Source organism: Legionella sp. 27cVA30, from assembly GCF_024160945.1.
GTDB classification, from domain to species: Bacteria; Pseudomonadota; Gammaproteobacteria; order Legionellales; family Legionellaceae; genus Legionella_A; species Legionella_A septentrionalis.
Genome location: NZ_JAMYXK010000001.1, coordinates 428,708 through 450,742 on the forward strand (window position 1 = coordinate 428,708; position 22,035 = coordinate 450,742).

A 22,035-nucleotide genomic window follows, 5' to 3' on the forward strand; every position below is an offset into this window, starting at 1 on the left:
CGAAATCTTAATTAGGAGTACATAACCTTCCATGTTAGGCCATGATTCCCATGTTATTTATGTAAATCCTGCAAACGGGTCACCGTTTGCCTGTCTTCGTATTTCATTGCCAAACAAGCTGCTTCCGCTCCAGACAAGGTCGTGGTATAGCTAACCTTATGCTGCAAGGCATTGCGGCGTATGGCAAATGAATCGGCAATAGCTTGCTTGCCTTCTGTTGTATTGACAATGAAGTCAATATCATTGTTTTTTATGTAATCAACAATATGTGGCCTGCCTTCAGCCACTTTGAACACGCGCTTGCATTCAATGCCTGCAGCTGCCAAAACTATGGCTGTGCCCTTGGTTGCCACAATTTCAAAACCCAAATCAATCAAGCGTTTGGCAATCTCACCTACCTTGGCTTTATCTGCATCGCGCACGGAAAGGAAAGCTTTCCGTCGTTTCAAAATATTAACACCAGCCCCCAGTTGCGCTTTTGCGTAAGCCTGACCAAAACGCCGGGCAATCCCCATGACTTCGCCTGTAGATTTCATTTCAGGCCCTAAAATGGAATCAACGCCCGAAAACTTTATAAATGGAAATACAGGCAGTTTAATGGAATAAAAAGCCGGCATTGGATAATGCTGGCTTAAGCCTTGTTCCTTTAAACTTTGCCCAACCTTGCAGCGGGCAGCAATTTTAGCCAATGGTAACCCCGTCGCTTTGGACACGAAGGGCACGGTGCGTGAAGCGCGCGGGTTAACTTCCAATATATAAATGTCATCCGCCTGAATTGCAAATTGTGCATTGATTAACCCTACGACGCCCAGCTCCAATGCCATGGTGCGTATTTGCTCAATCAAATCCTGCTGCACTACCACGCTTAAGCTAAATGGCGGCAAAGTGCAGGCTGAGTCTCCTGAATGTACCCCTGCTTGCTCGATGTGTTCCATGATAGCGCCGATTAAGACTTCTTTACCATCACACACGGCATCAATATCAACTTCAATCGCATCATTTAAGAATCGATCCAATAAAACAGGCGAATCTTCGGACACATCCACTGCATGAGAAAGATAATGCCGTAAATCTTCTTCGTGATGCACTATCTCCATTGCCCGGCCGCCCAAGACATAGGAAGGGCGAACCACCAGAGGATAGCCAATTTTATTTGCCAGGGAAATGGCTTCTTCTTCGCTGCGCACCGTGCCATTTGCAGGCTGGTGCAATTGCAGTCGCGTCACCAATTGCTGGAAGCGCTTTCTGTCTTCGGCTTTATCAATTGCATCTGGCGAGGTACCAATGATTTTTACGCCATTTGCCTCCAAAGCGCGTGCAAGCTTAAGTGGTGTTTGTCCACCATAATGCACAATCACACCATCCGGTTTCTCCACCGCCACAATAGACAAAACATCTTCCAAAGTAACCGGCTCAAAATACAAGCGGTCGGATGTATCAAAATCCGTGGAAACTGTTTCCGGATTGCAATTCACCATGATCGTTTGATAACCCGCTTCACGCAGTGCCATAGCAGCATGCACGCAACAGTAATCAAATTCAATGCCCTGGCCGATGCGGTTTGGCCCCCCGCCTAAGATCATGATTTTTTGTTTATTGAATTGCGGGGCGGCTTCACAAGAAGCTTCATACGTGGAATACAGGTACGCCGTTGCACTGGGAAACTCGCCTGCACAGGAATCAATACGTTTGTAAACTGGAGAAACATTGACTGCCAAACGTTTTACCCGCACTTCTTCTTCTTTGCAATTAAGAAGAATAGCCAGACAGGCATCGGAAAAACCTTTTTGCTTAAGTATCCGTAAGTTTTGCGCATTCAATTCGTGAATGGAATTTCCTTTGATGCTATTTTCCAAGAAAACCAATTCTTGGATCTGCTGCAAAAACCACGGATCAATTCGCGATTCCTGCTGAATTTCCTCAAGCGTCAAGCCATGACGAAACGCATCGGCTATGTACCATAAGCGATCAGGGGTAGGCTCGCGTAAATACCCGCGCAACAAGGACAAATCACCATGCTTGAATAACGGCTGCAAGCCACTGCGACCTATTTCCAAGCCACGGATGGCTTTTTGTAATGACTCTTGGAACGTGCTGCCGATAGCCATCACTTCCCCAACCGACTTCATTTGTGTGGTCAATGTTTTTGGGGTTTGCGGGAATTTATCAAAATTAAAACGCGGTATTTTGGTAACCACATAATCGATAGCAGGCTCAAATGAAGCAGGGGTTTTCCCGCCTGTAATTTCATTTGCCAATTCATCCAGAGTATAACCCACTGCCAATAATGCTGCTACTTTGGCAATGGGGAATCCGGTAGCCTTGGATGCCAGGGCTGAGCTGCGCGACACGCGCGGGTTCATTTCCACAACCAGCATGCGCCCATTTTCAGGGTTTACAGCAAATTGCACATTAGAACCGCCTGTATCCACGCCTACGGCACGCAAAACGCGAATGGCGGCATCGCGCATGCGTTGAAATTCTTTATCCGTTAACGTTTGCGCGGGCGCAACCGTAATTGAATCACCCGTGTGTACCCCCATGGGATCCAAGTTCTCAATGGTGCATACGATGATGCAATTGTCGTTTTTATCGCGGACGACTTCCATCTCAAACTCTTTCCAGCCAAGAACTGATTCATCCAGTAATAATTCGTGAGTGGGTGATAATTCGAGGCCGCGCGCGCAAATTTCTTCAAATTCTTCACGGTTATAAGCAATACCGCCGCCGCTGCCCCCCATGGTAAATGATGGGCGGATGATGGTTGGAAATCCTAATTGCGCCTGCACGGACAAGGCTTCTTCCAAACTATGCGCAATTGCGGAGCGGGGCATCTCAAGCCCAATTTTTTTCATTAGCAAGCGGAATTTTTCACGATCTTCTGCCTTGTCGATGGCTTCCCGGCTAGCCCCAATCAATTCGACGTTAAATTTTTCCAAGACGCCTTCACGCACTAAATCAAGCGCACAGTTTAAGGCCGTTTGCCCTCCCATGGTCGGCAAAAGGGCATCCGGTCTTTCCTTTTCGATAATGCGCGCTACTTCAGGCCATAACACCGGTTCAACATAGGTGGCATCAGCCAGCTCCGGATCCGTCATGATGGTCGCCGGGTTGGAATTCACCAAAATAACGCGGTACCCTTCTTTTTTTAGGGCACGCACTGCCTGTGTACCTGAATAATCAAATTCGCATGCTTGTCCAATGACAATAGGACCCGCGCCAAGAATAAGAATGGAGTGAATATCAGTTCGCTTAGGCATATTGACTGCTAATAAATATAAAAGTGGCTTATTTTATCGATTTTTAGCGAAAGATTATACCTGTAGACAAGAGCATTCTTTTTTAAATTTAAGCAACTTTCTTTTACACATCATAAAGAAAGCGCTGCTTTAAGCATTCGCATGGCTTTCATTCTTTATGTTTGCACAAATCCTTGTCGCTGCATTAACGAAACGATTTCAAACCATCTAAACTAGTATTAGTCGCATAATAAAGGATTATAAAAAATGAAAGGATCGCAACAAAATGTAGCTGAATTGTTGGTAAAATGCCTGGAAGAAGAAGGTGTAGAATACATTTTTGGCTTACCAGGCGAAGAAAATACCGATTTCATCGAAGCTTTGTCTAAATCTCAAAAAATTCGCTTTATCTTAACCCGTCATGAGCAAGGGGCTTCATTCATTGCGGATATTTATGGACGCCTGACTGGCAAAGCCGGCGTTTGTCTGGCAACTTTAGGCCCTGGTGCCATTAATTTATTGTTAGGTACGGCAGATGCCAATCTGGATAGCTCACCCTTAGTGGCCTTGGTGGCGCAAGCCGCCATAAATCGCCTGCATAAAGAATCCCATCAAATTATTGATCTCACGCGTTTGTTTTCAGCCGTAACCAAATGGGATGCCATGTTATCCCTGCCCTCTTCCGTACCGGAATTGGTGCGTAAAGGATTTAAACAAGCTCAATCCGAGCGTTGTGGTGCCGTGGCATTGGTTTTACCGGAAGATGTCGCTCAATTGCCGGCTGCCGAAATCCCCCTGCGGCCACAATCGCCTAAAATGACTATGCCCAATCATGAACAAATTAAAAAAGCGGCTGAATGCATTAATGCAGCCAAACAAGTGATGATTTTAGCTGGAGCAGGCGTTTACCGGCATCATGCTGAAGAAGCGCTAGCCCGTTTCATTAATGTAACAAAAATTCCGATCGCTACCACGTTTATGGCAAAAGGGGTCGTCCCTGCCGATAACCCTTTAGTCATCGGAGCCATTGGGTTTATGCGCCAGGATTACACTAATTTTGGCTTCGCGCGCGCTGATCTCATCATTACCGTGGGTTATGATTTAGTGGAATATGCGCCAAGTGCCTGGAATCCACACCGCGATAAAAAGATAATCCATATCCATGGAACACCGGCAGAAGTGGATGCCAATTATGTTTTGACGGTGGGGATAGAGGGCGGCCTTGGTGCCTGTCTCGATGCACTGGCCAATGAAATCAAACCTCGTGATACGCTTTCCCCGGAATTAGCCAAATTAAGAACGATGCTTTTGGATGAAGTTAATGACCATGAGAATGACGATAGCTTCCCTTTAAAACCGCAAAGAATCATAGCAGATTTACGCAAAGCCATGCGCAAATCCGATATTATCCTCTGCGATACGGGAGCGCTTAAAATGTGGATGGCAAGATTGTATCCTTGCTACCAATCCAACACGTGTATTATTTCAAACAGTTTGGCCACCATGGGTTTTTCTTTACCGGGTGCGCTGGCAGCAAAACTGGTGTATCCAGACCGGCATGTCATGGCAGTCATGGGTGATGGCTCTTTTTTAATGAACTCGCAGGAAATCGAAACTGCGAAACGTGAAAAAATTCCATTTATTATTTTTATTTGGCGTGACAATGCCTACGGTTTAATCCAATGGAAACAAGAGCTTGAATACGGTGATTCTCATCATGTTAAATTTAGCAATCCTGATTTTGTGAAATACGCTGAAAGTTTCGGTATCCGCGCCCATTCCATCCAAAGCGCACAAGAATTGTTGCCCGTTTTGCAATCAGCACTTGCAAGCAATGAAATTGTGCTCATCGATTGTCCGGTAGATTATTCTGAAAACACCAAATTAACGGATAAATTGGGAAAACTAACGCAAGCGATTTAACGATTGCTTCACAAAATTCTTTACTCTGAGCGCGTCAAAAGATGTGAATCATAAATTTTTAACCTGTGATAAAACCGCAGACTGGATGTTCAGTCTGCGGCTCTTCTTACACATTGCAAATGCATGCATTTATTTTCCACTTATCGTTTAATTTTTTTAATAAATTAAAAATCTGTAAAAAATTTTTTATAAAAAAATTAACTCTTATTCTCTAACTCAAAACTCCAATCTAGTTTTCTTTTTAAACAATTTCTTAGGCACCTAAACTTTATCTTTTTTTAAAAAAGGGTATAAATTGTTTTTTTATTTAAAGTGAGGAGGCCATTTAGAAAAAAATCGACCCTTTTGGATTAATTTTTTTAACAAGGAGAACAGGATCGATGTTAAAGACCAAAAATTATCAGACGAAAAATAAAGCACTGTTGTCATTAACCCCTATAGCACTGATGATAATAACGGGTGCAGCCCCTGCCGCCACGCAAATCGGCCAGGGAATTTATTATGATGAACAACAAATAGTTAAACTTGCACAAAAATATCCCAGCCGTGTTTCAAAAGATGCAGGCTATCCATTGATAGAGAACTACTCAACCCTAAAATCAGCTTTCCGCGGCAGTCAATTCAAGCTTGGCAATAAAGCTTTAACCAGCGGCATGTGGTGGACACCGCTTTTGGCCATTGATAAACCGGCTCGAGACGTCAAAGACAGTGACTATCTGTCCCCTTTATTGCTCCTGCCGAACCCATTGACCTTACGCGTCACAGAAGCAGGTATTGCCATGGGTATTCCATTGCAAAACCCTAAAGTCGATAATGCCCATGTAGACCGCGGCTATGATAATACACTCGATGTGGTGGTCACCTCTGGTGACCTAGCAGGCACTGCACCTTTGGTCGCCAATTATTCGGATTGGGTGGTACAAGTCGAGTGGGCGCGCAATAATGCTCCGCTCCTTGCTGCCACCTTGGCTGAAGGTTCGCCATTTGTATTCGTAGAGAAAAAAAACAATCAAGCCAATTCCTACCTGCAATTTAATAATTCACAAGATGCTAAATTAATCAGTCAGAAAGCAGGCTTGAGTTTGTTTAAAACCCGGAATGCATCTGATCAAAACTACCGCTACTATGCTTATTTTACCAATCCCGATGGCGCCACCAGTCCCTGGAAGACAAGCTCTGGAGCTGTCATTGTTCCTACCAGTCAAGGGGGCAGCGGCAACATCGTGCCAGGTACACAAATCAATATGAATGATGCCAACCGCTATTTTTCCGTAGCAATTATTCCGGCAACAAGCGATGCGGCGGCGCAAACACTGGCTGAACAAATGAAGCCGCATGCTTATACTTTCATCAGCAATACCGCCATTGACTATGAGTATGACCAGGCAAGCAATAAAGTCATCACCCATTTCAATTTTGCAACGCAAACCGTATACCCAAATGCTTCCTTGAAAAAACAACCTGTGGTTATGCTTTATCCATGGCAAATAAAAAACATGAGCAGTTCTGAAAAAGCCTCGTGTTTATTCCAGGAATGCACCGGTAACCAAGGCATCGTACAAACGCTCAAAGGCACCATGCATTTATATGCGGTTCCTGCGGCTGCGACTGATTCTTCTTCTTTTAAAACCGAAGTCCCTTTCCACGGCATATTGCCGGCCCTTCCTAACCGTCTGACGCAGGAAGAATTGGATAAACTCGGCAATTATACGTTTACCTTGCCAGCTAATCCGCATCTGGATGCGAAAAATCCATGGACGGATACCTATGCGACCGGAAAATTACTAAGCAGGCAAGCGCAATTGATCAAAATTGCCCACGTTTTAACGGGTTCTTCAGCTAATCCCAATGCTAAATATCAAAAAATCCGCGATGACATGTTGGCTGCTTTAAAAACACAAGTCACCAGTTTTCTTACGGGTTTAAATTACACCGATCCGTGCCCGCAAGGCACACCGGATTGTCAGCGGCCTGAGGGAAGCTGGTTTTATGCTTATAACAGTAAATGGCATACCATGATGGGATTCCCAAGCGGTTTCTTCACGGCCACCACGCTTACTGATCATGCTTTCCATTGGGGTTATCTCATTGATGCCGCTGCGACTATCGCGCAATTCGATAAAAATTGGGCGCAACAATATGGTGGATTGGTGAATTTAATCATCCGGGATGTGTTTAACTACAAATTTGGCCGGGACAGCGGCGAATCTACAAAATTTCCACATTTCCGCGGTTTTGACCCTTATGCCGGCTTATCTTCGGCTCTGGGAATGCCTTACAGCTTTGATAACGTCAATGAGGAAGACAGCGCTGAATTCATGAATTTGGCCCAAGCCATCATTTTATGGGGGCTTAACACCGAAGGAGTGAGTTTTGCAGGCGATGATACCTCTTCGCAAACCTTGGTGGAAACCGGATTGTATCTCTACACTACTGAAGAACAAGGCTTGCATCATTATCATTTTAATTTAAATCCCGAGTCCGGCGTGTTCCCGAAAGGATGGTCAAATAGCAGTACCGGCCAGAATTATTTAATGGTTGGGAATGTATGGAATGGTAAACTGGACCGCTCGACCTATTTCTGCGCGGGACAACCTTGTTATTATCAAAATCTTGCCTCCAATACCCTGCCCGTCAGCGCCGGCTCCCTGTATCTTGGCTACAGCGCAAGCCTGGTAAACCGCATTTATAATGAAGATGCGAAAAATCCTTGTTCGGGCGATCCGGCAAATTCAGCCTACTGTGGTACGCTATTGAAATATTTGGCACTGGGCGATCCTACCAAGGCATTGCAATATTATACCCGTTATTTTGATGAACAAGCTAATACCCCAGATCCGGGCGAATCCAAACCCAGCATTTATTACTGGATTCAAAACTTGAAAAATCTGGGCAATTTAAATAAAAACCTAACGGCTGATACCGTGGCTTATGCTTCTTTCATAAGCGGAGACAAAACATTTGTCACCGCTTATAACCATGAGCCCCGCGCTAAAACGGTGAATTTTTACAGGCAAGGAGTATTGGCTTGCTCTTTGGAAAATATAAATCCCGGCGAACTGAAGGGCAGTTTTTGCGGCAGCGAGCCACCCCCACCGCCGCCACCACCATCCACCCAATATTCCTACATGGTTTATCTCGGATATCCTTTTAAAGCGGTGTTAATCAATAACAGCATCACTTGCCCGGATCCGGTCACTAAAAATCCTGCTTGCCTTGTAAAAAATATTCCAGGCCCCTCCACCATGACCATCGCGGGTAGCAATAGTAATTTATGTACCTTGTCCATCAGCAAAGATGGTGCAGTAAACACGGTTGCCGATAAATCGAAAGGATGCTACATCAATTCGCAACCTGCAACCTCAGACAAGGCTGGCAGCATTAACTTGCCCGCTGGTTTTTAATTTTTAATACCCCCTTCGCAAAGGCGACATTAGGTCGCCTTTTTTTATGGATTGAAAATATATTGTTTCTTGCATAGAGTAGATGAGTTTAAATTAGAGAAAGGGATGCCATGATTAAAAAAATTATAAAAATAACTGCCATCACCTGGACCGCCGGCATGCTGTCTGTGCATGCCGCTAATCCAGATTCTTGTTCGATCGAAGTGGCGGTGGCAACTCCACCCGTGCAAGAGTACGAACACGTTGCGTTTAACGCAAGCAATGAGATCGGGGTCAATCGTGCCCTCACTTTAAGCGGCGGCAGTGCTCCTAAAACGATGGAAAAATTGCCCTGTTCAAACAGTCCATACATTATTTCAGCTACCCATTATGGATTTTTGGATAAACAGGCGAAAAATGCGGTTGGACAGTGCCAACTTAAAGCAGGAGCCATCGTGCTAAGCCATCTCAACAGCAGCGTCTCTGTGGTATTTCCAAATGATTTTGTTTGTTAACGACTATAGGTGCGTCACTTACCAGAGATATTTTAGGAAGCGCCCGGATAAGCTTGGCTAATCCGGGCAAAGTGGAACTGGCGGTGGTTAATACCGGTAATGCTCCGGCTTATAAGGACCGTCTACCTGAACGCCTATGTAGTTTGCCTGCTCTTCACTTAAACGCGTAAGTTTGGCGCCTATCCGCTGCAAATGCAAGCGGGCCACTTTTTCATCCAGTTGCTTGGGTAAAACATACACTTGATTTTGATAGCGCTCACTGTGTAGGAATAATTCAATTTGCGCTAATACCTGATTGCTAAATGAGGTAGACATCACAAAGCTTGGGTGACCCATGGCGCATCCTAAATTGACCAAACGGCCTTCGGCAAGAATGATCAAGCGTTTGCCATTGGGGAAGATGACGTGATCAACTTGCGGTTTGATGTTTTCCCAAGTGTATTTCCGCAAGCTTTGCACATCGATTTCCGAATCGAAATGGCCAATATTGCATAAAATAGCCTGGTTTTTCATCCGCACCATGTGGTCATGAGCGACTACATGGTAATTACCTGTTGCAGTGACCACAATGTCGATTTGTTCCGCAACATCATCCAAAGTAACGACCCGGTAACCCTCCATAGAGGCTTGCAGGGCGCAAATAGGATCAATTTCAGCAATCCAAACGGTAGCGCCTTGTCCACGCAAAGCTTGGGCACAACCTTTGCCCACATCTCCATAACCTAAAATCAAAGCAACCTTGCCGGCAATCATTACATCAGTAGCACGTTTGATGCCGTCGAGCAGGGATTCACGACAACCATATAAATTATCGAACTTGGATTTAGTCACCGAATCATTGACATTGATGGCAGGGACTTTTAATTGCCCTTTTTTCGCCATTTCATACAGGCGAGCCACCCCTGTCGTCGTTTCTTCTGAAATGCCTTTAATCGCTTCCAGTAATTCAGGATATTTTTGATGTATGACTTGCGTCAAATCACCACCATCATCCAGCAACAAATTGGGAGTCCAGCCATCAGGGCCGCGTATGGTTTGTTCCACACACCACCAATATTCTTCCTCTGTTTCACCTTTCCAGGCAAAAACAGGCACCCCGGCGGCGGCAACAGCTGCGGCGGCGTGATTCTGGGTTGAGAAAATATTACAAGAAGACCAACGTACCTCTGCACCAAGAGCAATCAGGGTTTCAATGAGCACAGCTGTTTGGATAGTCATGTGTAAACAGCCGGCTATCCGTGCTCCTCGCAATGGCTGGCTTTTACCAAATTCCTCGCGTAAAGCCATTAAACCCGGCATCTCGGTTTCAGCAATGGCAATTTCTTTTCGGCCCCAGGCAGCCAGGGATAAATCGGCAACTTTATAATCATTATTTCGTATTGCTTCATTCATTAACATAACATTGTCCTCTAAAATAGGCTGGTGGCTTAAAGCCAAGAAAGAACTGCTTGCAACAGCAAGCAGTTCTTAAAGGGGAAAGACTTATAAAGCCTTTTGCAATTCTGCAACCTTATCCAAACGCTCCCATGGCAGATCATCACGACCATAGTGCCCGTAAGTAGCCGTTTGCTGATAAATAGGCCGTAATAATTGATGGTGATCGATAATTCCTTGCGGAGTCAGATCAAAGTGGGTGTTGATCAAATCAATGATGGTTGCTTCATCCAATTGCCCGGTACCGAATGTTTCCACATGGATGGAAGTAGGTTCGGCAACGCCAATCGCGTAAGACACCTGAATTTCACATTTTTCGGCAATTCCTGCCGCAACCAAATTTTTAGCCACGTGTCTTGCAGCATAGGCAGCAGAGCGATCAACCTTCGATGGGTCTTTACCGGAAAAACAACCGCCGCCATGGCGAGCCATACCGCCATAAGTATCTACAATAATTTTTCGTCCGGTCAAACCGCAGTCGCCTAATGGACCGCCAATCACAAACCGGCCGGTAGGGTTGATAAAATAACGTGTTTGCGACGATAACCAGGCTGCAGGGATGACCGGTTTGATGATTTCTTCCCGAACTGCTTCAACCAAATCATGATAAGCGACGTCCGGTGAATGTTGGGTGGAGAAAACAATGGTGTTTACCGAAACAGGCTTGCCGTGTTCATAATTCAATGTGAGCTGGCATTTGGCGTCCGGTCTTAGCCAAGGTAAAATTTCCCGCTTGCGTAAATCAGCCTGGCGCTTCATCAAACGATGCGCATAAGCGATAGGAGCCGGCATGAACACATCCGTTTCTTTGCTGGCATAGCCAAACATCATTCCCTGATCCCCTGCCCCAAGTTGCCGGGTTTGCTGGTTATCGACACCCTGGGCAATGTCAGGAGATTGCTTGCCAATTGCTGATAACACGGCACACGATTCCCAATCAAACCCCATCGCCGAACTGTTATAGCCTATATCGCGTATGACTTTGCGCGTGATATCTTCCACGTCGACCCAGGCACTGGTGGTGATTTCCCCTCCCACCAGCACCATGCCTGTTTTTACAAATGTCTCGCAGGCAACACGCGCCCTGGGATCTTGTGCCAGAATGGCATCCAGAATGGCATCTGAAATTTGGTCTGCAATTTTATCCGGATGTCCTTCCGATACGGATTCAGAGGTAAAAACATAAGAAGATTTCACTGTACACACTCCTAAAAATTAATTCCTTGTCATAAGCTTGATAAAATGGTCAAAAATTACTTCAATGTCATGGGGTCCCGGACTGGCTTCAGGGTGCCCCTGAAAACCAAAAGCAGGCTTTTCACGGTGATGGATTCCCTGCAAGCTTTGGTCAAATAACGAGCGATGCGTCACTGCAAGACAAGCGGGCAAAGAAGTTTCATCGATGCTAAACCCATGATTTTGACTGGTGATAAACACACGTTGTTTTTCCACGTCAATGACGGGGTGATTCGCACCATGATGCCCAAATTTCATTTTTGCAGACTTTGCGCCACAAGCCAGCGCCAGGATTTGGAACCCTAAACAAATTCCAAAAATCGGAACATTGGCGTCTAAAAATTCTTTTGTGGCTTTTATGGCATAATCGCAAGCTTTCGGATCGCCCGGACCATTTGATAAAAATATACCATCCGGGTTCATGGCAAAAACCTCTGCCGCCGATGTTTGGGCTGGTACCAAGGTAATATGGCACCCAAGGTCATGAAGGATCCTAAGAATTGCATGTTTGACACCGAAGTCATAAGCAACGACATGAAAATGCAAAGGCCGGGAAGTTTTTGCCCATTCCCCACGCCCTTCATGCCACCGTTCTACGGTTTGCCTTGATACGACTTTGGCAAGATCTAAACCTTGTAAGCCCTTAAAGGAACGCGCCGTTTGCAAAGCTTTTTCTACATTGGACGCATCCGTACTGATGCATCCATGCAAAGCCCCATGCTCACGCAAATGTAAGGTAAGTTGGCGGGTATCAACGCCGGCGATGGCGACAATACCATGCTTTTTCAACCAGTCAGGCAAGGATTGCTGTGCCCGATAATTGCTGGCATGCATGACACAATTACGCATGATAAGGCCGCTGGCCCAAACCCGCGACGATTCCATGTCTTCAAGATTACACCCTGTATTGCCCACATGCGCGGTCGTGAATGTAATAATTTGGCGTGCATAGGATGGGTCAGTTAATATTTCCTCATAACCCGTCATGGCTGTATTAAACACAAGTTCACCTACACATTCTCCGTAGGCGCCGACAGCAATTCCTTGAAAAATGGTTCCATCCGCAAGAGCTAATATGGCAGGTTTATGAATCATCAACAAATGCTCGTTTGATTAATACCTAGGAAAAAAACGCCTTATTGTAGCCTACTCTTCCACCAGATTAAAAGAAGACGTCTCTATAAGCTTTATTTAAGTAAAAATATACACTATCTGTAAATTTTAAATACGTTATGTTAAAATTATATAAATACCTACTCGCAGGTTATTGTTCATGGGCTCAACCTATGCAAAAACATTGTACAATTTAGGGAAAAGTGCACGCAGTGTCTTTGCAGAAAAAAAATTGAAACCAATGACAACGCCCGCACACCATCAAAAATTTCTTGGCGAACTGGATGCTTTACTGAACCAAATGACGGCAAATAACCCGCCTGAATTTACCCACTGGCGCGCCTCTTATCAAAAAATTTTTTTCAATTTATTAACTTCTTCATCCAGAACTCGCCAAGAGTTAGAAGAGCATCGGACTGTTTTAGCTTATCTTGAAAAAAACCTTGTTGAAGCAAAAAACGTACATAACGGCACGGATTTTTATCTGCTGCTAGATGCATTAAAAATAGGCATCAAAATAAAAACAGGAGTGCGTGTAGAAGCAAAAGAAATAAATTTTTTAAATCAATTAGCCACTCTGAGCCGTTATCGCGCCATGGGCATCTTAAGTTTGTTACCCTTGCTTTCCAAGCAACAAATTTCGCAAATTTTAGAAGAATTTATCCATGATCCACAACCTTCCCTGCATGATAAGCAAGCTATGTGGTATTTATTACTTCCTTATCTTGAGAAACATCACGCCGCCAAGGTTTTAACTACTGTAAGTAATAAATTGCAAAGCCATGACCTAGAGCAACAAAAAACTGCTTTGCAAGAATTAATTATTCTTACCGTGCAAAGACCAGATTTATTTGACTATAAAACAGTGCTGGCAAGCCTCACCAAATTGATACAACGCAATACTGGCATTTCTAACACAGCCAAAACAACCTTAGCCGTCTTCACAGAAAAATGTGCGACTTTTTTTAATAAAACAGACATCACCCTTCTCTTGCGCGATTTGCATCATGACTATGCATCCCAACGTTCGATTGCTTTCGATATTTTACGTATTCTTGCCAATAAACGCACCGATTTATTCGAGCAAGTGGATGTGGAATTTTTAATTAATAAACTTAAAACCCGTGTTTTAAATTTTTTTACACCCTGGTTTGCACGGGAATCTTCCTTAAAAGCATTGGGATTAATTGCCGAAAAAAACTCCCATTTATTCACAGAAGAAGATTTAGAAACGATCACCAATTGCTTAAGCGATGGCGACGAAGTCGTCCGCCTGGCTGCATTTGATGCATACCGCATCCTGGTTGAAAAAAGGCCGGAATTATTAAAAGAAAAATCGCAGCAGCAGATTTTGGAAGATAAATTTGATTATTCAATCAAAGCCATGTTTCTGCCCTGGTACACTCGCGAAGCCGGTTTGAAAGAATTATATGTCCTTGCATACAATCAGGCGGAAATTTTTGAAAAAAAGCATATACCCGTAGTGATAAATAAGTTTATTTCCCATAAAAACGGCGAAGGGAGGCAGGCAAGTTGCCCGGCAAACCATAGCAGTCCTTGCCGAAAAACGCCCTGCCTTGTTCACCCGCGAACACATGGAAACCATATTAAAACAGTTAAGCCCACACGATGAACGGCATATTCTCAAAGCAGATAAAAAACTTTTAAATGTATTGACCAGACAAAGACCGGATTTGTTTTTGCCTTTGTACACCGACGTACAAGATACACTAAAGAAATTGTGCGATGAACGCTGGTATGTACGCAAAGCAGCATTACATGCCTTGCGTTCGGCACCGCTTGCATGCCCGGATTTGTTAAGTAAAGACTTACTAAGCGAGGTATGTAAGACACTGGTAGACACGAATCAGTATGTACGTAAAACCGCAGAGGAAGTCATCCATTGTTGGCTAGGAGAAATTAATAATTTAAATTTGCTGCCCCATCTCATACCACATCTGCATGCCGCCCGGGCAAATGACCGCAAGAATGTATTACACAACTTATTATTAATTTCCCAATATCATCCGGCGCAGTTTTCAGAAGATTCTTTTAAGCTCGTCCTCATGCAACTGCCCGACAAGAATAACGAAGTTGGGAAAGCAGCGGAGCGCATTGTAAGAGAACTATCCGTTAGCCGGCCCGATTTATTTAATTTAACTTGCTGCAACCTTCTTATAAAAACCCTTGCCTCGCAGCAGCATGCACAGAACCAAGCACTGCAAAATCATTTGCTTGAGGTTCTGCCCTTGTTTCTTGAAAGAAATACAGATTTTATTCAAGATGATTTTCTTGAAAAAATTAAATTGTCACAATTTTTTGAACATTCCCCGATGCCTGCAGTCAATAAGATTTTAAGCTTAATTGTCGCCAAAAAACCTGAGCTTTTACTCGCTAAACCAAACCATATTCAGAGTGCTTTGTTTTATATCATGGCTAAAGAAAAACCGGTATGTAAAATGGGTTTAAAATTGCTGGAAATAGCCAGTTTACAAGTGAATTTCGGTGCCATTACTGCAGAGCAAATCCAGTTGGTGGCAAAATTTCTTAACGATGCAGATGCAAGCATGCGGGAACTTGCCTTGCATGCATTGCTCACTTTCACAGAAAAACATGCCAGTGCATTTTCTCCTGCAATGATTAAATTGCTTCTGCAAATATTAGATCAGCAAGCGGAGCCGAAATTATTAAACAATGTTTCAAGCCTGTTAAATAAACTTGCAAACATATGCCCTGAACTATTTACTGCAGAAATCATACAATTAATCCATGAAAAACATAATAATGGCGAAAATAATTTACAAAACGCATTAAGCACTTTGCTTGCCCACCTCATCCATAAGGGGCAGTTTTTGACAAAGGGATTATTGCAATTAAATCAGGAAGATGGGCAAAAACACTTCCCCAGTCAAGTACAGCGCACAAGCCACCATAAAATGGAATCCAGGCATCCATACAAAACATGGAGTAATGCAGGGGATACTTTTTTTACAATCCCCGCGGAACAGGAAGCTGGGGTGAAAGAAAAAGAAGAACCCAAAGCAGAGGAAAGCCAGCAAAAAGAACTCATACGTTCCCTACATTAATCCTTTTTGCCGAATGCTCTAGGGTTTCCAAACAGGCTTAAAATTTCATGTCTTCAAAAAATTTTTTAACACCGTCAAACCAGGAAGAAGAACGCGGGGAATGTTTTCCTTTTTCCAGAGATTGCTCAAGTTGCGTTAATAAATCTTTTTGTTCCCGTGATAAATTAACGGGAGTTTCTACCACCACTTTGCAAATTAAATCACCCGGTGCATAACCACGTACGGATTTAATGCCTTTACCACGTAAACGAAAGGCTTTTCCGGTTTGCGTTTCCGCCGGTATCTTTAAAGTTACACGGCCTTCCAGGGTTGGGACTTCTATGTTTCCGCCCAATGCCGCTGTGACAAAGCTTATGGGAACTTCACAATGCAGGTCGCTGTCATGGCGTTCAAAAATAGCATGGGGTTTTATATTAATTTGTACATATAAATCGCCCGCAGGTCCGCCGTGAATTCCAGCCTCACCTTCATTGCTTAAGCGCACGCGATCGCCGCTGTCGACGCCAGCCGGAATTTTAACCGTTAATGTTTTGCTTTCGCGCACGCGACCCTGGCCATGGCAGTCGGGGCAGGGATCAACGATGACTTTGCCTTCACCATGACAACTTGGGCAAGTTTGCTGAATTGAAAAAAATCCTTGCTGAATGCGTACTTGTCCGATGCCATTACACGTTTCACAAGTTTTTGGGGTAGTACCCTTTTTCGCGCCAGAACCGGCACAGGTTTTGCAATTGGTGTGTCTAGGTACCGTAATTTCCACCTGTTTCCCGGCTGCGGCTTCTTCCAGGCTCAATTGGATATTAAACTGCAGATCAGCGCCGCGTTGGCTGCGGGAATGCTGCCTGCGCCCGCCTGAGAAAATATTCTCGAAAATATCTTCAAAGACATCACCAAAACCACCGCCAAATCCCCCGAAACCGCCTTGTCCGCCCATGTCGACACCGGCATGGCCAAATTGATCGTACGCCGCTCGTTTTTGCGGATCGGACAATACAGCATAAGCTTTTTGTATTTCTTTAAATTTTTCCTCAGCCGCCTTATCGTTTTGGTTGCGATCAGGATGATGCTTCATCGCCAATTTACGATAAGCTTTTTTTATTTCGGCCTCATCCGCATTACGACTTACGCCGAGAAGTTCATAATAATCCTGCTGTTGCATGAAATGCTCACACTGCTTAATTGAAAGATATTTGTAAATTATACTTGATGTTTCACAATTTGTTCAATAAAAAAACAAAACTTGTACATGAAGCGATGTCCAATTCAGTTAGGCTCTGCACTAACCGGCTACAAAGTAATAACCTGGCTATCCGCAAAGTGGATAGCCAGGCAAAGTTTATTATTTTTTATCGTCGTTTACTTCTTCGAACTCAGCATCAACCACGCTTTCGTCCTTGCTCGCCTCTTCGGGTTTTGCTTGCGCTGCTTGCTCTTGACCTTCTGCAGCTTTTTTCGCATAAACGCGTTCGGCCATTTTTGAAGATTCGTTGGTTAGCACTTTTAACTTGTCTTCAATTTGCGCTTTATCATTGCCCTGCAATGCTTCTTTAAGCTCGGCAATCGCGGTTTCGATGTTTTTCTTCTCATCATCAGACAATTCATTGGCCAAATCCTGCAATGATTTTTCACTGCTGTGAATCAAACCGTCTGCCTGGTTGCGCAGTTCGACCAATTCCTTGAATTTTTTATCTTCTTCAGCGTGAGCTTGGGCATCTTTTACCATCGCTTCAACTTCTGCATCACTCAAGCCACTGGACGCTTTAATCACGATGGATTGCGCCTTGCCGGTAGCCTTGTCTTTGGCCGATACATTTAAAATACCATTGGCATCAATGTCGAAGGTTACTTCAATTTGTGGCACACCGCGAGGAGCAGACGGAATGTCGCTTAAGTCAAAACGGCCTAAAGACTTGTTGGCAGAAGCTTGTTCACGCTCCCCCTGCAGTACATGTACGGTCACCGCCGTCTGATTGTCGTCTGCCGTTGAAAACACCTGGGTAGCCTTGGTTGGGATGGTGGTATTCTTTTCAATCAGCTTGGTCATTACACCGCCCAATGTTTCAATTCCCAAGGAAAGCGGGGTCACATCCAATAACAAAATATCTTTTACTTCACCAGACAATACTGCCGCTTGAATAGCAGCGCCTACCGCTACGGCTTCATCCGGGTTAACATCTTTACGTGGCTCTTTGCCGAAGAAATCTTGTACTGTTTTTTGCACCAATGGCATACGGGTCTGGCCGCCGACTAAAATCACTTCGCTGACTTGTCCTACTGATATTCCCGCATCTTTTAATGCCGTTTTGCAAGGCTCAATGGTACGCTCGACCAACTTTTCAACCAGCGATTCCAATTTGGCGCGGGTTAACTTGATATTCAAGTGTTTTGGTCCGGAGGCATCGGCAGTAATGTAAGGTAAATTCACATCGGTTTGCTGCGCGGAAGATAATTCAATTTTTGCTTTCTCTGCCGCTTCTTTGAGGCGTTGCAAGGCCAATGGATCATTATGCAAATCGATGCCGGTATCTTTCTTGAATTCAGCCGCCAGATATTCAATCAAAGCCAGATCAAAATCTTCACCGCCCAGGAAAGTATCACCGTTTGTAGCCAATACTTCAAATTGATGCTCGCCATCGACTTCAGCAATCTCAATGATGGAAATATCAAACGTACCACCGCCTAAATCGTATACGGCAATAATAGAATCGCCGCGCTTTTTATCCATACCATAAGCTAAAGCTGCTGCAGTTGGCTCGTTGATGATACGCTTGACTTCAAGTCCGGCAATACGGCCAGCATCTTTAGTTGCCTGGCGTTGGGAATCATTAAAATAAGCAGGCACGGTGATGACTGCTTCGGTCACTTCCTCACCAAGATAATCTTCCGCAGTTTTTTTCATCTTACGTAAAACTTCAGCGGAAATTTGCGGTGGCGCCTTATCTTGCCCTTTAACTTGCACCCACGCATCGCCGTTGGACGCTTTAACAATCTTGTAAGGCACCATTTTAATGTCTTTTTGCACGATAGGATCGTCAAAACGGCGACCAATCAAACGCTTGATTGCATATAAGGTGTTATCCGGATTGGTAACTGCCTGGCGTTTGGCAGCCTGACCAACCAGCACTTCATTATCATTGGTGTAAGCGACAATGGAAGGCGTGGTACGCATGCCTTCACTGTTTTCAATCACGCGGGGTTTGTTGCCTTCCATCACGGCAACGCAAGAATTCGTTGTTCCCAAGTCGATTCCGATAATTTTTGCCATTTTTATTCGTGCTCCAATCTGTTGTTAGCCATTAACGATTTTATATGGGGGTGCAAATTATTAATTTCAAGCCAAATTTACTCTTTTTTATCCTTTTGCCACAATGACACGTGCAGGCCGGATAACCCGATCATTTAACTTGTATCCTTTTTGAAATACAGTAAGAACTGTATTAGCCGCAACATCAGGAGCTTCCTGCATGGCCATGGCTTCATGCAGTTGCGGGTCAAAAGGCAATCCTTCCGGATTAATTTCTTCCACGCCATGTTTCTTTAAAACATCCAAGAACAGCTTCATGGTCAATTGCAACCCCTCCAACATGGCTTTATCCTGCTCGGCCAGTTGCAAGGCTTGTCCAAGGCTGTCTAGAACAGGCAAGAGTGAGGAAATAAATTTCTCAAGACCATAGCGATGCGCATTTTCAACGTCACGCTGAGCGCGGCGTTGAATGTTATCCAATTCCGCCATGGCGCGTACCGATTTTTCCCAGTTTTCATGGGCTTGCTTTTCAGCCAAAGTTAATTTTTCTTCAAGCTCTTGATAGGAAGGATGTTCCAAACTTCCTGCCTCCGCCTTGGAAGCTACCTCTGCACTTTCATCCTCTGCCAGCAAATCATTTTCTTCGCGTAAATCTTCGCGAATCTTTTCCCAATCTTTCGTCGTTTTCTTACTCATGAACCTACTCCCAAATAAATTGATGATATAAATAGGGGCTAATCCCTAAAAATCAAGTAAAATAAATAAATTGTAAGCTACACACGCCATCCTGCAACTTTATTACGTAATTTTTATTGCAGGGTCTGTTCATTCATTGCATACTTTGGATTTTTATAGAAACAAGGTTTTTTTCATGCGTGCATGGTCGCCTACCTCCTGGCTGAATTATTCTTACGAGCAAGCAGCTCACTACCCGGATGAAGCCCAGCTGTTGAAGATCGTTGATCAATTAAGCCAACTTCCCCCCCTGGTAAGCAGTGGAGAAATCAAACACTTAAAAAATGCTATTGCCCGCGCCGGACGTGGCGATGCGTTTATTTTACAAGGTGGTGATTGTGCCGAGTCATTTCATGACTGCCGTTCAGAAATCATTAAGAACAAGCTGAAAATATTGCTGCAGATGAGTTTAATCCTCATTTATGGCATGCGAAAACCCATCGTGCGCATAGGCCGTATTGCCGGACAATATGCAAAACCGCGCTCATCCGATTACGAAACCATCAATGGGATAACCCTCCCCAGCTATCGGGGTGATTTGGTAAATTCTCCTGAATTTAATAAAGAAGCGCGTACACCCAACCCCAAATTAATGCTGCAAGGTTACAGCTGCGCTGCCATGACTTTAAATTTCATCCGCGCCCTATTGGCTGGCGGATTTGCAAACCTACATCATCCACAACGCTGGGATTTAGGGTTCGTCGAACATTCAGCCCAGGCAGAAGAATATCATGCAATTGTGCACTCCATTGCAAACTCTTTGGACTTTTTGGAATCAATAGACGGCTTACGAAACAGCAGCCTCAACAAAGTTGATTTCTACACGTCGCATGAAGCGCTCAATTTACACTATGAACAGGCGCTGACCCGCAAGGTGCATAATAAAGACTGGTTTAATCTGTCCACTCACCTTCCCTGGATTGGCATGCGCACAGCAAAACCAGGCAGCGCGCACTTGGAATTTTTACGCGGCATACAAAATCCAGTCGGTGTTAAAATTGGCCCAAGCGCCACTCCGGAATGGATTGAAGAAATCCTTGCAACTTTAAACCCGGAGCGGGAAGAAGGCCGGTTGCTGTTGATTACGCGCTTGGGAGCTAAAGACATTGCAAGATATCTTCCGCCACTTATTGAAACCGTTCGGGCAACCAAAATACCGGTTACCTGGTCTTGCGATCCCATGCATGGCAATACGGAAACGACTGAAGATGGCATTAAAACTCGTCATTTCGATAATATTTTAAGCGAATTGCAACAAGCATTGACTATCCATCAAGAAATGGGCGGTTACTTGGGCGGAGTACATTTTGAATTAACAGGTGAAAATGTTACCGAATGCATCGGTGGGGCACGCGGCTTGGCAGCGGATGATTTAAAAGAAGATTACCGCAGCCTGGTGGATCCAAGATTAAATTACGAACAATCATTGGAAATGGCAATCCAGTTAAGCCGCCAGTTTAATATTGCTTAAGCTGAAGATAGCAAAGTCACCTGTTTTAATTCAACCATATTGACTTTAATTAATACTTTTATTACAATTTCATACCTTTTAGGTTAAAATTTAGAGAGACAGCATGATAATTGTACCCGATAATGTTTCACTTGCAGCATTCCGCCAGACTTTTTGGAGTCCCATAACTGGGCCTGCAGATATTCTTTTAAACATGGCAAGCCCGGTTATTTTCCCGATTAAATATGCCCTGGCTTCTGCTCAATATCTAGCTTCAGCGATCACTCTGTTTACAGTAAGTTTGTCTAATTTAATTAGAAGTGTTGAATTTGCAGCCCGCGGCCAAACTGAAAGGAGAGGTTTCGTGGAGGTAGGCCCAACAAATTACTTGCAATCGGCAGGTGAAGCGCTGCGAGCAAGCGTGCTTTCGGTGGGTATGGCTCTATTAAGCGCTATCCTCGCTTTGTGTGGTCCCGTATTGGGTCTCGTGGCGCCTGTTACGCGGACTGTAAAATCCATTGTGGATCTGGCAACAGAAGGTGCCAGCTCGCAAGCGGATGAGTCACCTACATTCCGCTAACCACATCATCATTGCACATCCGATTTGCCTGATAGCACATCGGATGCCTGTCCAATCGCTCACCTAACCAGACTACAAACTGCATTGATTTAGTCAC

At 44.4% G+C, this 22,035-nt stretch carries 14 protein-coding genes; 7 read left to right on the forward strand and 7 right to left on the reverse strand.

Annotated elements, in window-relative coordinates; genetic code table 11:
- Positions 1 to 53: 53 nt before the first annotated feature.
- Positions 54 to 3,260: a carbamoyl-phosphate synthase large subunit gene (gene carB / locus NKV53_RS01930; RefSeq protein WP_127057061.1), complete on the reverse strand. Its 3,207-nt coding sequence runs from the start codon at positions 3,258 to 3,260 to the stop codon at positions 54 to 56.
- A 246-nt stretch (positions 3,261 to 3,506) separates the two neighbouring features.
- Here carB and NKV53_RS01935 point away from each other — a divergent pair, with 246 nt between their 5' ends.
- The 3 genes from NKV53_RS01935 to NKV53_RS01945 all read left to right on the forward strand — a co-directional run bounded on the left by NKV53_RS01935 (position 3,507) and on the right by NKV53_RS01945 (position 9,060).
- On the forward strand, positions 3,507 to 5,162 hold the full coding sequence (locus tag NKV53_RS01935; protein WP_126953842.1) for an acetolactate synthase large subunit: 1,656 nt from the start codon (positions 3,507 to 3,509) through the stop codon (positions 5,160 to 5,162).
- 380 nt (positions 5,163 to 5,542) lie between these two features.
- A complete protein-coding gene (locus tag NKV53_RS01940; RefSeq protein WP_253350595.1) occupies positions 5,543 to 8,566 on the forward strand; it encodes a glycosyl hydrolase in 3,024 nt (1,007 codons plus the stop codon).
- Positions 8,567 to 8,676: 110 nt separating this feature from the next.
- On the forward strand, positions 8,677 to 9,060 hold the full coding sequence (locus NKV53_RS01945) for a hypothetical protein (protein WP_126953844.1): 384 nt from the start codon (positions 8,677 to 8,679) through the stop codon (positions 9,058 to 9,060).
- Between the two features lie 87 nt (positions 9,061 to 9,147).
- Here NKV53_RS01945 and ahcY read toward each other — a convergent pair whose 3' ends face one another.
- The 3 genes from ahcY to carA all read right to left on the reverse strand — a co-directional run bounded on the left by ahcY (position 9,148) and on the right by carA (position 12,825).
- The gene (gene ahcY / locus NKV53_RS01950) at positions 9,148 to 10,458 is read right to left on the reverse strand and encodes an adenosylhomocysteinase (protein ID WP_127032400.1); all 1,311 of its coding nucleotides are present in this window, start codon (positions 10,456 to 10,458) and stop codon (positions 9,148 to 9,150) included.
- Positions 10,459 to 10,542: 84 nt separating this feature from the next.
- Positions 10,543 to 11,691 (reverse strand): methionine adenosyltransferase, encoded by a 1,149-nt coding sequence (metK, locus tag NKV53_RS01955; RefSeq protein ID WP_126953846.1) that lies wholly within the window; start codon positions 11,689 to 11,691, stop codon positions 10,543 to 10,545.
- An 18-nt stretch (positions 11,692 to 11,709) separates the two neighbouring features.
- Positions 11,710 to 12,825: a glutamine-hydrolyzing carbamoyl-phosphate synthase small subunit gene (gene carA, locus NKV53_RS01960; RefSeq protein ID WP_253350596.1), complete on the reverse strand. Its 1,116-nt coding sequence runs from the start codon at positions 12,823 to 12,825 to the stop codon at positions 11,710 to 11,712.
- Between the two features lie 178 nt (positions 12,826 to 13,003).
- Between carA and NKV53_RS01965 the strand changes: the two genes are divergently transcribed.
- Both NKV53_RS01965 and NKV53_RS01970 read left to right on the forward strand, forming a co-directional pair.
- Positions 13,004 to 14,476 carry a hypothetical protein gene (locus NKV53_RS01965; RefSeq protein ID WP_253350598.1) on the forward strand — a complete coding sequence of 491 codons (1,473 nt, stop codon included), beginning with the start codon at positions 13,004 to 13,006 and terminating at the stop codon, positions 14,474 to 14,476.
- Positions 14,439 to 15,929 (forward strand): HEAT repeat domain-containing protein, encoded by a 1,491-nt coding sequence (locus tag NKV53_RS01970; protein WP_253350600.1) that lies wholly within the window; start codon positions 14,439 to 14,441, stop codon positions 15,927 to 15,929. The genes NKV53_RS01965 and NKV53_RS01970 overlap by 38 nt, the downstream gene beginning before the upstream one ends.
- A 37-nt stretch (positions 15,930 to 15,966) precedes the next feature.
- Here NKV53_RS01970 and dnaJ read toward each other — a convergent pair whose 3' ends face one another.
- The 3 genes from dnaJ to grpE form a co-directional block, all read right to left on the reverse strand.
- Positions 15,967 to 17,088 (reverse strand): molecular chaperone DnaJ, encoded by a 1,122-nt coding sequence (dnaJ, locus tag NKV53_RS01975; RefSeq protein WP_126953849.1) that lies wholly within the window; start codon positions 17,086 to 17,088, stop codon positions 15,967 to 15,969.
- Between the two features lie 180 nt (positions 17,089 to 17,268).
- The gene (gene dnaK, locus NKV53_RS01980) at positions 17,269 to 19,194 is read right to left on the reverse strand and encodes a molecular chaperone DnaK (RefSeq protein ID WP_126953850.1); all 1,926 of its coding nucleotides are present in this window, start codon (positions 19,192 to 19,194) and stop codon (positions 17,269 to 17,271) included.
- Between the two features lie 87 nt (positions 19,195 to 19,281).
- Positions 19,282 to 19,869 (reverse strand): nucleotide exchange factor GrpE, encoded by a 588-nt coding sequence (gene grpE, locus NKV53_RS01985; RefSeq protein WP_126953851.1) that lies wholly within the window; start codon positions 19,867 to 19,869, stop codon positions 19,282 to 19,284.
- 175 nt (positions 19,870 to 20,044) lie between these two features.
- On the opposite strand from grpE, the gene NKV53_RS01990 reads away from it, so the two are divergent.
- Both NKV53_RS01990 and NKV53_RS01995 read left to right on the forward strand, forming a co-directional pair.
- Complete coding sequence (locus tag NKV53_RS01990) at positions 20,045 to 21,379, forward strand: 3-deoxy-7-phosphoheptulonate synthase class II (RefSeq protein WP_126953852.1); 1,335 nt, start codon at positions 20,045 to 20,047, stop codon at positions 21,377 to 21,379.
- Between the two features lie 103 nt (positions 21,380 to 21,482).
- On the forward strand, positions 21,483 to 21,938 hold the full coding sequence (locus NKV53_RS01995) for a hypothetical protein (protein WP_126953853.1): 456 nt from the start codon (positions 21,483 to 21,485) through the stop codon (positions 21,936 to 21,938).
- Positions 21,939 to 22,035 lie beyond the last annotated feature (97 nt).

Coding starts and splice junctions, on each gene's coding strand:
- carB (WP_127057061.1), bottom strand. CDS start 3,260: ATGCCTAAGCGAACTGATATTCACTCCATTCTTATTCTTGGCGCGGGT.
- NKV53_RS01935 (WP_126953842.1), top strand. CDS start 3,507: ATGAAAGGATCGCAACAAAATGTAGCTGAATTGTTGGTAAAATGCCTG.
- NKV53_RS01940 (WP_253350595.1), top strand. CDS start 5,543: ATGTTAAAGACCAAAAATTATCAGACGAAAAATAAAGCACTGTTGTCA.
- NKV53_RS01945 (WP_126953844.1), top strand. CDS start 8,677: ATGATTAAAAAAATTATAAAAATAACTGCCATCACCTGGACCGCCGGC.
- ahcY (WP_127032400.1), bottom strand. CDS start 10,458: ATGTTAATGAATGAAGCAATACGAAATAATGATTATAAAGTTGCCGAT.
- carA (WP_253350596.1), bottom strand. CDS start 12,825: ATGATTCATAAACCTGCCATATTAGCTCTTGCGGATGGAACCATTTTT.
- NKV53_RS01965 (WP_253350598.1), top strand. CDS start 13,004: ATGGGCTCAACCTATGCAAAAACATTGTACAATTTAGGGAAAAGTGCA.
- NKV53_RS01970 (WP_253350600.1), top strand. CDS start 14,439: ATGGAAACCATATTAAAACAGTTAAGCCCACACGATGAACGGCATATT.
- dnaJ (WP_126953849.1), bottom strand. CDS start 17,088: ATGCAACAGCAGGATTATTATGAACTTCTCGGCGTAAGTCGTAATGCG.
- dnaK (WP_126953850.1), bottom strand. CDS start 19,194: ATGGCAAAAATTATCGGAATCGACTTGGGAACAACGAATTCTTGCGTT.
- grpE (WP_126953851.1), bottom strand. CDS start 19,869: ATGAGTAAGAAAACGACGAAAGATTGGGAAAAGATTCGCGAAGATTTA.
- NKV53_RS01990 (WP_126953852.1), top strand. CDS start 20,045: ATGCGTGCATGGTCGCCTACCTCCTGGCTGAATTATTCTTACGAGCAA.
- NKV53_RS01995 (WP_126953853.1), top strand. CDS start 21,483: ATGATAATTGTACCCGATAATGTTTCACTTGCAGCATTCCGCCAGACT.